Below are 14,941 nucleotides of genomic sequence, written 5' to 3'. Positions count from 1 at the left end.
AACTGCTCCTGACCGGTATAAACACTCTGCACCCTGTCGCGCAGGTTATAGCCCGAAGCCATTACCTCGCCATAAGCGCCCGCGGTACGAATGGCAATCAAATCACCACGGTGCGATTCGGGCAATGCAACATCGGTGCGGAAACAATCCGTGCTCTCACAAATAGGACCTACCACATCGTAGTTTATGGTATTATGGGTGGTTTGTTGTTTACTGATGTTTTGGATATGGTGGTAAGCCTGGTATAACATCGGGCGTATCAATTCGGTCATACCGGCATCCAGTACCAGGAAGTTCTTTTTTTGGCCATTTTTAACATAAAGCACGCGCGAAATTAGCGATGCACTTTGAGCAACCAGCGCACGCCCCAGTTCAAAATGAACCTCCTGCCCTGCTTTCACATTCAGATGCTCGCTAAACACTTTAAAATAGCTTTCAAAATCGCATATAGGGTTGGTATCTGGGTTGTAATAATCAACGCCTAAGCCGCCGCCTACATTCAATACTTTAATAAATAAACCCTGTTGCTCAAACCATTCGTGCAGTTCATTTACACGGGTACACAGGTTTTTAAATACATCGAGGTTGGTTATTTGCGAACCCACATGAAAATGCACACCAATAAACTCGAGGTTAGCGCAGTTTTTAAGTGTAAACAACACATCATCTAACTGCCAGGTGTTTATACCAAATTTGTTCTCCTCCAGTCCGGTGGTAATAAAATGATGGGTATGGGCATCAACATTAGGATTAATGCGGATAGCTACACGCGCAGTTTTGCCTTTAGCCGCAGCCAGGTCGTTAATAACCACCAGTTCCTGCACCGATTCTACGTTAAAGCAAAAAATGTCGGCATCCAGCGCAAGGTTAATCTCACGGTCTGATTTACCTACACCTGCAAAAACAACTTTGTTGTTATTAAAGCCATGTTCAATTGCGGCCTTAACTTCATTACCGCTTACACAATCGGCACCAATGCCCGCAGTCTGCATGGTTTGCAAAACCTTTGTATTAAAATTAGCCTTTAACGCATAATGAACATGGTAGCCATGTACATTAGCTGCCTGTGTACAAGCCGTAACGGTTTGCTGCAACAGGTTGAGGTCGTAATAATAAAACGGTGTTTCGAGTTGGTCGAACTGTGATATATTGGATGCTGAGAACATTGCTGTTAATAATTACCTTTAATAGAGGGCCTAAAAGTAATATTTATTGGCCTATTTAGTTAACGATATATAAATTAATTGAGCAGCCTGTATATTTTTACCACTAAATCTCATTACCATGAAAAACCACTTTATTAACCTCTTCAATTACGATAAACACACCAACCTGCAAATACTGTATGGTATTTTCGAAACCGATCAGCCCGAACAAGCAGTTAGGCTGATGGCGCATGTCTTGGGTGCTCAACAGGTTTGGCTATCGCGATGCAAGCAGGATAATGCAACGGGTTTAATGATATGGCCCGATTGGCAAGCCGTACAACTTAAATACATTATCGAAGAAAACCATGCCGCATGGCTGGAGTTTGTTAACAATCTTACAACAGAAGATTTTGATAAATCTGTCAGCTACACTACCACTAAAGGCGTGCCTTATACCGATAAGCTGATCAACATACTCTCGCATGTTATTAACCATGGTACCCACCACCGTGCACAAATTGGCCAGCAGCTTAAGCAAGCCGGTTTAGCGCAACTCCCCTCAACCGATTATATTTTTTATGTGCGACATTAAAAGCAAAATAGGCTTGCACCATGCGTGCAGATAGCGTAGTTTTGCGGCAATGTTTAAACGTTTTGTAGCCTTACTGCTCATCTGCCTGATGATAACAGCCAACTTTACCCGGCTGGCTATCTACGCAGGTTTTGAGGCTAACCAAAAGTACATTGCCGAAAAGCTTTGCGAAAACCGCGATAAGCCTTGGCTCCATTGTAACGGCCGTTGTTATTTAGCTAAAAAAATTAAACAGGCCGAAGAAAAAGAGCGCAGTGCCGAACGCCAGATTCAAAAAAGCTTAATTCAGGACGCATGTGTTGCGGTGAGCTTCACCTTTAAGTTTCATGCCCAACTGCTGCAATCGTTTCCCGAGCGTTACCAGGCTATGGTACCGCAGCAAGTAAGCCAATCCCTCCTTCGCCCTCCGCGGCTCGCATAGTTTTCTTCTTTTTATTTCAGGTTTTATTGGTGTGATGTGGTTTTTATAGCTACTAAAACTCCGTTATGTCATTTCAAACGACAGAGATAAATCTTGTACGAGCGATTATTCCAGCGTATAAGATTCCTCGTACCTCGGAATGACAGAATGGTTTAGCAAGCCTACTGCCGCAATCTGCGCTCATCTGCAATGATTGCTTAACATGGCTTAGCGTTTATAACGCTTATCGGGGCGATACAATCGCCTGCCCATAGTAAGCACTCGTTATAAACGAGCGCTAGTATATTCCAATAACCTGCCCCACCCAAATTCATTAAACCATAACCGGCAGTGATGCCGCAAGCAATTACTATGCGAAATTTTTTATTGTTCTTACTATTATATATCCCGCTCAGCATACACGCACAAACCATCACCGGTACTGTAGCCGATGCTATAACCCATGAACCTTTACCCGGCGTCACTGTGAATCCAGTCAATTTAAGTACAGGTGCTACTACAACCGACCGTAAAGGGCAGTTCAGCATCACCTACTCACAAAAACTTCGCTTTTTTATGATGGGTTATACCGAGCAAATTATCGAGGTATCATCCGGTCAAACATCATTGAATATTAGCCTGTCCCCTTCGGCGGTTGATTTACAGCCGGTGGTGGTATCGGCCAGTCGCGAGGGGCAATCACGGGCCAGCGCCCCTATTGCCATCAGCAAAATTAATACAGTGCAAATTCAAGATACCAAGGCAACCGCGTTGTACCAGCTTCTCAATAAAGTAGCGGGCGTTTACATGGTTAACCTGGGTAACGAGCAGCATACCATGGCTATCCGTCAGCCTATAACTTATAATGCGCTGTATTTATATATGGAAGACGGTTTGCCTATTCGCCCCACGGGTATTTTTAACCACAATGCGCTGTATGAAATTAACATGAGTAGCGTGAAAGATATGGAGGTGATCAAAGGCCCCGCATCATCACTCTACGGGAGTAACTCTATTGGTGGGGCGGTAAATTTTATATCCCAAAATCCGCCTGCAGGTTATGCAGGCCGCGTACAACTACAGGGCGATAACTACCATTACCGCCGCGTGGATGCCGATGGTGGTTTTACATCGGGCAAATTTGGTTTTTATGCAGGCGGTTATGTAGCCCACCAAAGCAACGGCTGGCAGGATTATACCGATTTTGATAAATATTCGGCCAGTTTAAAAACCATTTATGAGTTTGATACAGCCACCCACCTAACGGCATCGGCCACCTACAATTATTTAAATACCCAAACGCCGGGTAGTTTAGATAGCACCCGTTTTTACAGCCGCACCTATAGCAGTAACCAGCGTTTCACTTACCGCAAGGTAAACGCATTTAGGGCCAATGCCCGGTTAGACCATGCCTGGAGCAGCCGTAGCAACACGTTCGTAACGCTGTTTTACCGTAATAATTCAACTGCGCAACTGCCCAGCTATTTTATTTCGGATGTTCGCAATTCAGCAGGTCAATACGTAAGCTCGAACGGGCAGGTAAACGATCAATCGTTTCATAGCTTTGGCGTGCTGGCTCAGCACCGGGTCGATTTTGATTTTTTGCATTCGAGGTTGATTGCGGGTGTTTATATTGATAATAGCCCGAGTTCGTTTTACGCACAATCATTAAGCATCCAAAAAGATGTGAGCCGTAATTATTACACCAGCTTCACGAATACCGGGATGTATATTGATGATTACCGCATTAAGCTGTTTAATACCGCAGCTTATACTCAATATGAATTAAAACCAATTGAGCCTTTGCGCATTGTAATGGGGTTACGGTACGACAGGGTTCATTATAACTTTCGTAACGGCCTGCCTGTAACTAATACCAAATACAAGCAGCAGCAAACCAATGATTTTGATGTACTTGCCCCTAAACTGGGCTTAACCTACAATTTAGGTAATAATAAAGGCCTGTACGCCAATTATAGCCTCGGCTTTCAACCTCCCGAAACCGGCGACTTGTTTAGTTCGCGGCAGCAAACACCTTTAAAGCAGGCCACGTTTAATAATTACGAAGTGGGCGGATGGTTTACAGCATTTGGCAGCAAGTTTCATTCAGAAATTAGTTTGTACAGTTTAGAAGGACGTAACGAGATCATTAGTCAGCTTTTGCCCGATAATACCACGCAAAACCAAAATTCAGGGGCAACCCGTCATCGTGGGATTGAGTATACCTTAACCTACTTACCGGTACAGCAACTGGCCATCAGGTTTAGTGGTACAAACGCATGGCATACCTATAAAGATTACAGTGAAGTACGTACATCGGGCGGCAAAGCAAGCACCATAATTTATAATGGTAAGCGTATGGCCAATGCCCCATCGTGGATAGCCAACGCCGAAGTTACCTACAAACCCGATTATCTTCCCGGTTTCCGTATAGCGCCCGAATGGCAGCGTATTGACAAATACTTTACCAACCCGGCCAATACCAAAAGCTATGGGGGTTACAACATTGCCAACCTGCGTTTAGGGTACGACTTTAAACAAAACGTACTGAAAGGTGCAGGTATATGGTTTAACATGATCAACGTAACCAATAAACTTTATGCCACTACGGTAATAAGCAACCAATATGGCGATACCTACACCGCTGCACCGCCACGCACCTATACGTTGGGCATTAGTTATTCATTTTCAAAATATTAAGCCATGCAACAACAAAAACAAGCATCTGCAAAAAGCAAGTTTTATAAATGGCACCGCGTATTGGGTTTAATCAGTCTTGTACCGGTTATATTTTGGTGCATCAGCGGGTTATCGCACCCCTTTATGTCAAACTGGTTCAGGCCATTTATTCCACAGGAAGTGTTTAAGCCGCTTACCCAGCAGCAAATGGCACCTAAACTTACTTTCCAGGAGGTAATGGGTAAAAATCAGCTTACCCAATTGCGCAATTTTGGCTTAGTTAACTTTAATCATAACACTTACTATCAGGCTTTAATGCCTGATAGTACTTACCGTTATTATTCGGCCAACAATGGCGTTTTGCTTCCCAACGGCGACCAGCTTTATGCCCAATATTTAGCTCGGTTTTTTACGCAGGATTCAACTTCGGCCGTAAAAAGTATATCGCTGCAAAAGAATTTCGACAACAACTATCAGCCTATAAACCGCCTGCTACCTGTTTGGAAAATATCCTTCGACCGGCCCGACGGTATGGACATTTATGTGGAGACCAGCCAAAGCCGTTTAGGAACGTTTAACAATAATACCCGCAAGGCATTTTTATGGATATTTAAGCAATTCCATAACTGGCAGTTTATGGCCGATGCCTTTAGCGAAACGTTTAGGATAGTGGTACTACTGATGGTGGTATCGGTAATGATGCTTTCGCTCCTGTCGGGCATTACGGTTTACGGCTTATTTTGGAAACGCTTTAAGCAAATAAGAAACAAACAAAAAGCTGATGGCAAAGAGGATAAGCGGTTTGTACACCGTTTTCACCGCCAGTTAGGTTTAATCGTATCGTTTGTATTGCTCACCTTTGTGGTAAGCGGCGGTTTCCATTTATATGTGAAGCTGTGCAACACCGAACCGGCACCCGCGGCATTTGAACAATTAATAGAACGATCGGATTTGGCGAAAAGCTATTTGCAGTTACCCATTGCCGATAGCCTGATTAAGCGCGTAAACCTCACTAAGTTTGAAGGTGCCACCTACTACCAGGTGCTCAATAAGCAAAAACAGGTTTTGTATTTTGATGCTAAAAGTGGCGAGGAGTTAGTTAATGGCGATGCCACTTTTGCCCGCTATTTAGCAAACTATTACCATGGCAATACCCCACAAAAAGTGTACGGTAAAATTCAAACGGAACCTATTTCCCAGTTTACTACCGAATATGGCTTTATTAACAAACGCTTGCCGGTAGTTAAGATAAGCTACCCCGGTAAGGTTGATTGGTACATCGAAACCACATCGGCCAAACTGGCTACCAAAATTTCGGGCATCGACCGTACCGAGGGATTCTCATTTATATTTTTACACAAATTTTTTGGCATGACATGGGCCGGTAAAGATATACGCGACGTTGTAAGTATGCTGGCAGCAGCAGGCGTATTAGTTGTATCTTTGTTTGGTTTTGCAGCCTTTTTTAAAAACAAGTAAATATGAAAAAAGCAATTATTATAGGCATAATGGCTGTATTGGCCGCCTGCAGTCAACCAGCGCAAAAGCAGGAAAAAACCAACACTCCTACAACCAATAACCAAACCGTTTACACCTGCCCCATGCACCCCGATGTTGCCGAATTGAAACCCGGTACCTGCCCTAAATGCGGGATGGATTTGGTAGAAAAACAAGACTAAGCACCTATTAATCTTTAAAAAGATGACAAAGTTTTTAACTACACTATTAGGCCTTAGCTTATTACTAAGTGCCTGCAGCGATTATAAAACCGAGGAGAAAGATGCCATGAACGAAGTAATTAAGGTGCATGATGAGGCTATGGAGAAGAGCGAAAAGGTTGTACATAATAATATATTATTAGATAGTTTGATTAAAACCAAAGCAGTCGACAGCGTGCAGGCATCTGCCGTAACCAAAAACCTAAGTGCAGCCGATAAGGCCATGGAAGACTGGATGCACCAGTTTGAGGTGGAGCGCGATGGCAAAAGCCACGAGCAGGTTATGCAGTACATGGCCAACCAAAAGAAACAGATAAGTACAGTAAACCAGCAGTTAGATGCTGCTATTAAACAATCGAACCAATTTATATCTACCTTAAAAAAATGAGAGCATTAGCAATAGGTGCATTCTGCCTGTTGGCATTGAGTGCATGTAAATTTAGCAATCACAGCGATACCGTTTTACCCATATATGGTAACCGCGAAGCGGTAACCAAAACCGTAAATGGCAAAACCATTACCGATACCGTTTACCAAACCATCCCCGATTTTGAAACGGTTAACCAGTACGGCAAAACCATTACACGTAAATCTTTAGATGGTACCATTTATGTGGCCGACTTCTTTTTCACCACTTGTCCGTCAATTTGCCCCATTATGCACCGCAATATGCTGAAGGTATATGATGAGTTTAAGACATCGGGCAATGTAAAAATTGTATCATACAGTATCGACCCAAGGCACGACACCGTAGCCGTTTTAAAAAATTATGCCGATAAAATGGGCATTACCGGCAATACCTGGTGGTTTTTAAATGGCGACAAAAAAGCCACCTACAAACTGGCCGAAAGCTATCTCGTAGCCGTTATGGAAGACAGCGGTGCCCCCGGCGGCTATGTTCATCAGGGATATTTTGTGCTGATTGATAAGCAAAAACGCATCCGCGGAAGTTACGACGGTACTCAACCCGAACAGGTAGAAAAGCTGATAAGTGATATTAAACTATTGCAAACCGAACCAGCAAGCATGATTGCCCAATGAAGTTCAAAATAATTACAGGGCTGCTTGCTGTTATAGCAGCCCTTACCTACTCGTGCCAAAGCGAACAGGAGATTGAGTTTATGCGATATTACACCACAGGGCAGCAAATTTACCAAAGCAAATGCCAAAATTGCCATGGTGTGCAAGGCGAAGGTTTGGCGGCGCTTATCCCCCCCCTAACCGATTCGGTTTACCTGAAAAACAACCGCAATCAGTTGGCCTGCTATATTCAAAAAGGCATAAAACTTCCTATCATCGTAAATGGCAAACCTTTCAGCGGCGAAATGCCCCCATCAAACCTTGCGCCGGTAGAAATTGCCGAGGTGCTTACTTATGTGCAAAATTCGTTTGGTAATAAACTGGGATTGCATAATACGGAGATGGTGAATAAGGAGTTAGTGGAGTGTAAATAGTTTGAGATTAAACCACTTTGTGTTTTCTAGCGATAGCGAGAAATCTTTTCGAATGGATTAGCTCACAGCCTCGAAAAGATTTCTCCTGAAGTCGAAATGACTATTTTTTATTCTGTAATTCTTAAAATTCAGTAAATTCTGATTCAGACAGCTACACATACCGCTTCACTATCCGCAACTTATGCGTATGCTTCTTTAACTCTTCGGAGTATATCCCCTGTCCGTCAATCTTATCAATTTTTACGCGGCCCGAGGCGTGAATGATCTGATCCGGGCCGAGCATGATGCCTACGTGTACAATGCGGCCTTCATCGTTATCAAAAAAAGCGAGATCGCCGGGTTGGGCGGCGGGTAAAAAATCAACCACCGTACCTTGCTCGGCTTGTTGACTGGCATCGCGCTTAATTTTGATACCATGCAGCTTAAATACCGCTTGTGTGAAACCAGAGCAGTCGATACCAAAATGCGTACGACCGCCCCATAGGTACGGCGTATTAAGATAAGTTTTGGCAGTAGTAATAATATCTGTTACCGAAAAATCATGATCGGCAACTTCGAATAGTTCGTGGTCAATTTTACAGGTATTGGTATTCCAAAAAGGCAGCGCGCTTGCGGCAGGCAGGTATAAGCTACTACGGTCAGATACTTTAATAGCTTCCGTAACCGGCTTACTGGTTAAAGGCAGGGCTATCTGCTCCTCAAAAACTTCGTAATCGAGCAAAGCACAAGTGGTTAATTGCACCCGGCTTATCCAACCCTCGTAATCGTCATAAGCGGTTTTTATCTTTACCCATTTTTCCTGCATTTCTAAAACCTGGTAGGTTTCGCCAAATAAAAGCTGCGTTACCATTTCAGCGCGTTCACTGGCTTCGTTCCTAACGGGTATAATGGCTAACTGTGAAATACCGTATTCCATGCTGCTAAGTTATAATTTTAGCTTAAACAAAAAGGGACACCTTTTGGGTGCCCCTTTCAAAAATATTTTTACACGGAAAGGATTAACCTTCCATGTGCAGCCATTCTTTTTTGGCTATCAGTTCTTCTTCTGTTTCGCGTACGTTTTCATCGTCAACACAGCAATCTACCGGGCAAACAGCAGCACACTGTGGTTCATCATGAAAACCAACACACTCGGTACACTTATCAGGAACGATGTAATAAATATCGTCTGAAATTGCGGCCTGTGCCTCATCAGCATTCAGGGTGTTGCCATCGCCAAAATCAATAACGCCACGTAATTCGGTACCGTCCGAAAACTTCCATGCAGCGCCTGCATCATAAATTGCGTTATTCGGGCATTCGGGTTCGCAAGCTCCGCAATTAATACATTCGTCGGTGATTATAATTGCCATATATCTCTGTCGCTAAAATCTTATATTCTTGATTAACTTTGCCTCGTTTTAAAAAGCCCACAAATATAACAAAAAAATCGTTTTTGGGTTTTTATTGGTACAATCCATATGTCAAAATTCAGCAATTCATATTTAATCCAGATAATCACTCAATTAGGTAGACAATTAGCCGCACCAAACGAAGGTCTGCAGCAAATTATCCAAACCGAACAACATTACAACGCCTGGTTTACTCCTCAAAGTGTTCAGCAGGCCGTTAATGCCATTGCCCGATCACTTACCGAAGAAAATCTCGAAAAATGGCTATCAGCCTATAAGTTTACCGAACATGAACCTAAAAAAGTTGGTTTAATACTGGCAGGAAATATTCCGTTGGTTGGTTTTCATGACGTGCTGTGTGTGCTGCTGAGTGGTAACATCGCCCTCATTAAGGCTTCATCGCAAGACGCCCGGTTGATAAAATATGTATTGAAGCTGCTTACCGACATTGAACCCGGACTGGTCGACTATTTCAGTTTTACCGAAAGACTGGAGGGTTTTGATGCCATTATTGCCACAGGCAGTAACAATACTTCGCGCTATTTTGAATACTACTTTGGCAAGGTGCCTAATATCATCCGCAAAAACCGCAACAGCGTGGCTCTGCTTACCGGCAGCGAAAGTAAGGAGCAACTGTTTGAATTAGGTAAAGATATTTTTGAGTACTATGGCTTAGGGTGCCGCAACGTATCTAAACTATTAGTGCCTGCAGAGTATAATTTCATACCATTTTTTGAGGCCATTGAAGAACATTATCCGGTTGCCCAGCATCACAAATACCATAATAATTACGATTATAATAAAGCCATATACCTGGTTAATGGCGACAAGCATTTCGACAATGGTTTTTTGTTAATTAAGCAGGACGAGCGGTTGGCTTCTCCCCTCGCCGTGGTGTATTACGAGGAATATGCCGACCTGGCTTCGGCACAGGAATATTTGAGTAAACAAAGCGAAAACATACAATGTATTGTAACATCGGCTGTTATAGAGGCCAATAACCAGGTAGTTGGTTTTGGCCAAAGCCAGTACCCTGCCCTTTGGGATTATGCGGATGGAATTGACACATTGCGTTTCTTGGCAAATCTTTAATTTTACGTACTTTTGAAGGGCATGTATATTATAAAAGTAAAAGGCGTTGCCAAAATACCCGACTATGTGCAACTGCGCGACGACCAATTTACCCTGCTGGCTTATTTCAGGGTAGACAGGCCCGAAAAATCGCTCGACAAAGTTGGACTGGCCGACAAAGCCGACTACATTATGAACCTGGTAAAAGATCTACCCTTTGGCCAGATCTTAAAACTCGAACTGTAACTTAACATGATAGGAAACTCCATTATAAAACTGCAAGGTGTTGATATTTTTCAGCAAAAACACCTCGTACTCTCTGACGTAAACCTGCATATTGACAAAGGTGACTTTGTGTGGCTGATAGGCCTTACCGGGTCGGGCAAGAGCAGTTTGCTGAAAGTTATTTACGGAGACCTGAACATAACAACCGGCGAAGGCCATGCAGGTGGCTACGACCTGCGCAAGCTGGCCAGCAAGGATGTACCTTACCTGCGCCGTAAACTGGGCATCGTTTTCCAGGATTTTCAATTGCTTACCGACCGTACCATTGAGCAAAACCTGTTGTTTGTAATGAAAGCTACCGGTTGGAAAGATAAAAACCTGATATCCGAACGTATTCGTGATGTACTGGAAAAAGTTGGCCTGCGCTCTAAGATCAAAAAAATGCCACACGAACTGTCGGGCGGTGAGCAGCAACGTGTGGTAATTGCCCGCGCCCTGCTTAACGATCCTGAAATCATACTGGCCGACGAACCAACCGGTAACCTTGACCCCGATACCTCAGAAGAAATTGTGATGCTGTTGAAACAGATCAGCCTTTCGGGTACTGCTGTAGTTTGTGCTACCCACGATTATCATATTATCCGCCAGTTCCCATCGCGCATTGTAAAATGCGAATCGGGCAAGGTGTTGCAGGATGTAGCTATTTAGTTGTTGGTTGTGTGTTGTCAGTTGTCAGTAATATCTATGCTGACAACTCATAACTGACAACTGACAACCCACCATTGACAATTCTACCTATCAATTTGACATCGTACTGACAGCCTGACCGCTTTAAGGTTATGGCAGGGTACTTGTTTTGCACAATCATCATGAACTTTAAAGACATGTTTAATAAAAAAAACAAACAGGAGACACCTGAAGAAGTGAACGACGTGAATACTGAAAATACAACACCTGAAGAACAAGCCGAAAATCCTTTGGCAGACGAATTGAACGTAAGCGCAGAAGCCGAGGAAGTAAAAACCGAAGTGAGTGCCGAAGCAAAACTTAAAGAAGATTTAGCCCAGGCCAATGATAAATATTTGCGCTTATATGCTGAATTTGACAACTTTAAGCGTCGTACCACCAAAGAGCGCGTTGAGTTGCTGCAAACTGCCGGTAAAGAGGTAATTGTATCGTTACTACCTGTACTTGATGATTTTGAGCGTGCCATTAAAGCTACCGAAACTGCTACTGATGTAAATGCAGTTAAAGAAGGTATTACACTGGTACAATCAAAGCTCAAAAATATTTTAACGCAAAAAGGCCTTAAAGAAATGGAAGCCAGAGGTACCATCTTTGATGCCGATATTCATGAAGCTATTACCAACATTCCGGCCCCTACCGATGACCTTAAAGGCAAGGTAGTTGATGAGCTAGAAAAAGGCTACTACCTGGGCGACAAGGTTGTACGCTATGCTAAGGTTATTGTTGGAGCGTAAGTATTGTTGATTGAGTTGATTAAGTGAGTTGTTGATTGAGTTTTTGAGAAGTTATTAGTGGATTAGAACCACTTAACAAATCAACCACTTAACCCAATCAACACTCGCACACAATATAAGAACATGTCAAAAAGAGATTACTACGACGTATTAGGCGTATCGCGCGGGGCGAGTGAGGATGAGATAAAAAAGGCATACCGCAAAATGGCCATCAAATATCACCCGGATAAAAACCCGGGCGATAAAGCCGCGGAAGAAAGCTTTAAAGAAGCTGCCGAGGCTTATGAAGTATTGGGCAAAGCCGATAAACGCCAGCGTTACGACCAGTTTGGCCATGCGGCTAATGCCCAATCGGCAGGTGGCGGTTATGGTGGCCAGGGCATGAATATGGACGACATATTCAGCCAGTTTGGCGACATATTTGGCGGCGGCGGTAGTCCGTTCGAAGGTTTCTTTGGTGGCGGCGGCGGTCGTCAGCAAGGCGGCGGCGGTCGCAGAGTAGCTCGTGGCAGCAACCTGCGTATTAAAGTGCGCCTTACTTTAGAAGAGATTGCCAATGGAGTTGAAAAGAAAATAAAAGTGAACAAGCAGGTACCTTGCGGTACTTGTGATGGCAGCGGTGCTAAAGATAAAACATCGGTACAAACCTGTAAAACCTGTGGCGGTTCGGGTGCGGTACGCAGGGTAACCAATACTATTTTGGGCCAAATGCAAACTACCAGCACCTGCCCTACCTGTAACGGCGAAGGCTCTACAATTACCTCAAAATGTAATGTTTGTCATGGCGATGGTGTTGTACGCGGTGAAGAAACTATTAGCATCAACATACCGGCCGGTGTAAGCGAAGGTATGCAACTGAGCATGAGCGGTAAAGGTAACGCAGCCCCACGCGGTGGTGTTCCGGGAGATTTGATCATCCTTATTGAGGAGATACCACACGAAACGCTGAAACGTGATGGCAACAATGTTATTTACGACATGCACATCAACTTTGTGGATGCTGCTTTAGGCACCAGCGTTGAAGTGCCTACCATTGATGGTAAAGCCAAAATTAAAATTGAACCCGGTACCCAGGGCGGTAAAATATTACGCCTTAAAGGTAAAGGTGTGCCCGAGGTAAACTCATACCACCGCGGCGACCAATTGGTGCACATTAACATTTGGACCCCAAAAGCCTTGAGCCGCGAAGAGCGCGACCTGTTAGAAAAACTGCAGAACTCACCCAACTTTAAACCAAGTCCGGGTAAAAAACGAGAAAAGCTTTTTTGAACGGATGAAAGAATACTTTGAATAAGCTAATGGATTAGCTTACATATTGAAAAGCCTGAAAGTAAAACGCTTTCAGGCTTTTTTTATGCTATGTGTGATAAGTCCTTTTATACCGGCGAACAGTGACTTTATAACGACTGAGACGTCTTTACTGGTCAACGCTTCATGATATAGTTTTAAAAAGATTGCATCTTCCAAATTATTAAGAATTTCAAATGTATAATCATTAAACACAACTGATATAAAGCTTTCTATGCTAAAATTATTTGTCGGATGCCGAAATTCATTAAAATAAAATTCAATATCGATACGATAATAAGAACTTGTAACATCCGCAATTTGATATAAAATTCCTTCTAAACTTTCTAAATTCTTTACTTCAAAGGAAGTTTTAACTGAAGGGCCAAAAACAAGCCAAATTTTCACATTATTGGAAAAGAAAAATTCATTAAATTCTCCTGATTTTATAAATAGCTTTTCGAATAATACTCTAATATCTGTTTTGATTACTCTGGCTAAAGTCGCTGGAGTCTTTTTTTCACTAAGCAATACATTATCTTTCAGCTCCATTTTAAACAAAGCAATTTCTTTATCTATATCCTCATCTTCATCAATATCCCCTCCCTCAACTGCTTTTATATAAAGCCGTAACGAATTTTCTACCTTTTCTATAATATACTCCACAAAAGGAAAATTCTCTCCAACATCTGCCCTGCTTAACAAAGAATAATACTCATCCTTATTATCGTTCTTAATTACCGCCACCGGATAACCATTTCGCATCAATATCAAATTCATCAAAATGCGTGACATACGGCCATTACCATCATCAAACGGGTGAATAGCTACAAAGCGATGATGAAATAAAGCAGCTGTAACTATAGGATGAATTTCTTTACTTGCAGATGCATCATAATACCATTCCATCAATTCCTGCATTTTAGCAGGTGTTTCTTCGGGGCTGGCATAGTAGTGTATTTCGCCAGTTATCGTTTTAACATGATTGGGCAGGTTTTTATATTCACCTACTGTGATAGTTTTGGTTGTTGGTGTACCATCAGCAGTTTGTGCTTGGGCAGTGTGTGGCTTACCTAAAATCACTTCATGCAATCCTCGTATATCAGTTTCGGTAAGAGGTCGTTCATCCTTAACCATTCTTTCCAATAATTCAATAGCCTCATTGTGACCTTGTATGTCTAAATGATCTTTTAGCGGTTTACCTTTGGCTGTCATACCATGCATCAGCAAAGCTGTGGTTTCGCCGTAACTCAGTTTATTCCCCTCAATAGCATTGGAGTTATAGTTCCAATCTAAACGGAGCTTTTGCATTACGCGTCCCTCAACATCGGGTGGTAGGGGGCGCATATCATCTATTTGCTTTTTCAGCGCATCAACCTGATTAAATATGTCGGCTTTACTAAATTCTATCTCCAATTTGAGGTTCATGTTTTAAAGATATGAAATAAGGTATTAATGGACTAATATTCCATTTTCTTACTTAATTTACCTCAAC

At 42.8% G+C, this 14,941-nt stretch carries 16 protein-coding genes and 1 pseudogene; 13 read left to right on the top strand and 4 right to left on the bottom strand.

Annotation, left to right across the window (positions count from 1 at the left end):
- A partial coding sequence (gene lysA, locus QE417_RS23595) for a diaminopimelate decarboxylase (protein WP_311954557.1) occupies positions 1-1,166 on the bottom strand: 1,166 nt, incomplete at its 3' end.
- Between the two features lie 118 nt (positions 1,167-1,284).
- Between lysA and QE417_RS23590 the strand changes: the two genes are divergently transcribed.
- From QE417_RS23590 to QE417_RS23555, 8 genes are all read left to right on the top strand, one after another.
- Positions 1,285-1,740 carry a DinB family protein gene (locus QE417_RS23590; RefSeq protein ID WP_311954556.1) on the top strand — a complete coding sequence of 152 codons (456 nt, stop codon included), beginning with the start codon at positions 1,285-1,287 and terminating at the stop codon, positions 1,738-1,740.
- A gap of 49 nt (positions 1,741-1,789) precedes the next feature.
- Entirely contained in the window at positions 1,790-2,161 is a 372-nt protein-coding gene (locus tag QE417_RS23585) for a hypothetical protein (protein WP_311954552.1), read from the top strand.
- 351 nt (positions 2,162-2,512) lie between these two features.
- Positions 2,513-4,840, top strand: a complete 2,328-nt coding sequence (locus QE417_RS23580) for a TonB-dependent receptor (RefSeq protein ID WP_311954549.1) — start codon at positions 2,513-2,515, stop codon at positions 4,838-4,840.
- A 3-nt stretch (positions 4,841-4,843) separates the two neighbouring features.
- Complete coding sequence (locus QE417_RS23575; protein ID WP_311954547.1) at positions 4,844-6,298, top strand: PepSY domain-containing protein; 1,455 nt, start codon at positions 4,844-4,846, stop codon at positions 6,296-6,298.
- 2 nt (positions 6,299-6,300) lie between these two features.
- Positions 6,301-6,498, top strand: coding sequence for a heavy metal-binding domain-containing protein (locus tag QE417_RS23570; RefSeq protein WP_311954545.1), 198 nt, complete (start codon positions 6,301-6,303; stop codon positions 6,496-6,498).
- A gap of 22 nt (positions 6,499-6,520) precedes the next feature.
- A complete protein-coding gene (locus QE417_RS23565) occupies positions 6,521-6,925 on the top strand; it encodes a hypothetical protein (RefSeq protein WP_311954543.1) in 405 nt (134 codons plus the stop codon).
- Positions 6,922-7,578, top strand: coding sequence for an SCO family protein (locus tag QE417_RS23560; RefSeq protein WP_311954540.1), 657 nt, complete (start codon positions 6,922-6,924; stop codon positions 7,576-7,578). Before QE417_RS23565 ends, QE417_RS23560 begins: the two co-directional genes overlap by 4 nt.
- Positions 7,575-7,991: a c-type cytochrome gene (locus QE417_RS23555; protein WP_311954537.1), complete on the top strand. Its 417-nt coding sequence runs from the start codon at positions 7,575-7,577 to the stop codon at positions 7,989-7,991. Before QE417_RS23560 ends, QE417_RS23555 begins: the two co-directional genes overlap by 4 nt.
- Positions 7,992-8,142: 151 nt before the next feature.
- Here the strand turns inward: QE417_RS23555 and QE417_RS23550 are convergent, their stop codons facing one another.
- Together QE417_RS23550 and QE417_RS23545 are read right to left on the bottom strand one after the other, a co-directional pair.
- Positions 8,143-8,907, bottom strand: a complete 765-nt coding sequence (locus QE417_RS23550) for a C40 family peptidase (protein ID WP_311954534.1) — start codon at positions 8,905-8,907, stop codon at positions 8,143-8,145.
- 82 nt (positions 8,908-8,989) lie between these two features.
- The gene (locus tag QE417_RS23545) at positions 8,990-9,343 is read right to left on the bottom strand and encodes a 4Fe-4S dicluster domain-containing protein (RefSeq protein ID WP_311954532.1); all 354 of its coding nucleotides are present in this window, start codon (positions 9,341-9,343) and stop codon (positions 8,990-8,992) included.
- A 108-nt stretch (positions 9,344-9,451) separates the two neighbouring features.
- Here QE417_RS23545 and QE417_RS23540 point away from each other — a divergent pair, with 108 nt between their 5' ends.
- The 5 genes and pseudogenes from QE417_RS23540 to dnaJ all read left to right on the top strand — a co-directional run bounded on the left by QE417_RS23540 (position 9,452) and on the right by dnaJ (position 13,453).
- A complete protein-coding gene (locus tag QE417_RS23540; RefSeq protein ID WP_311954530.1) occupies positions 9,452-10,474 on the top strand; it encodes an acyl-CoA reductase in 1,023 nt (340 codons plus the stop codon).
- A gap of 21 nt (positions 10,475-10,495) precedes the next feature.
- Positions 10,496-10,699, top strand: coding sequence for a fructose-6-phosphate aldolase (locus QE417_RS23535; protein ID WP_311954529.1), 204 nt, complete (start codon positions 10,496-10,498; stop codon positions 10,697-10,699).
- Between the two features lie 6 nt (positions 10,700-10,705).
- Positions 10,706-11,386, top strand: coding sequence for a cell division ATP-binding protein FtsE (locus QE417_RS23530; protein WP_311954528.1), 681 nt, complete (start codon positions 10,706-10,708; stop codon positions 11,384-11,386).
- A 161-nt stretch (positions 11,387-11,547) separates the two neighbouring features.
- A complete protein-coding gene (locus tag QE417_RS23525; protein ID WP_311954526.1) occupies positions 11,548-12,159 on the top strand; it encodes a nucleotide exchange factor GrpE in 612 nt (203 codons plus the stop codon).
- 123 nt (positions 12,160-12,282) lie between these two features.
- Positions 12,283-13,453: pseudogene (dnaJ, locus tag QE417_RS23520) on the top strand (molecular chaperone DnaJ).
- A gap of 47 nt (positions 13,454-13,500) precedes the next feature.
- Here dnaJ and QE417_RS23515 read toward each other — a convergent pair.
- Positions 13,501-14,874, bottom strand: coding sequence for a Fic family protein (locus QE417_RS23515; RefSeq protein ID WP_311954525.1), 1,374 nt, complete (start codon positions 14,872-14,874; stop codon positions 13,501-13,503).
- Between the last annotated feature and the right edge of the window lie 67 nt (positions 14,875-14,941).

Origin of the sequence: Mucilaginibacter terrae (assembly GCF_031951985.1) — a bacterium.
GTDB lineage: Bacteria > Bacteroidota > Bacteroidia > Sphingobacteriales > Sphingobacteriaceae > Mucilaginibacter > Mucilaginibacter terrae_A.
This window is presented reverse-complemented; position numbering and strand designations above follow the sequence as displayed.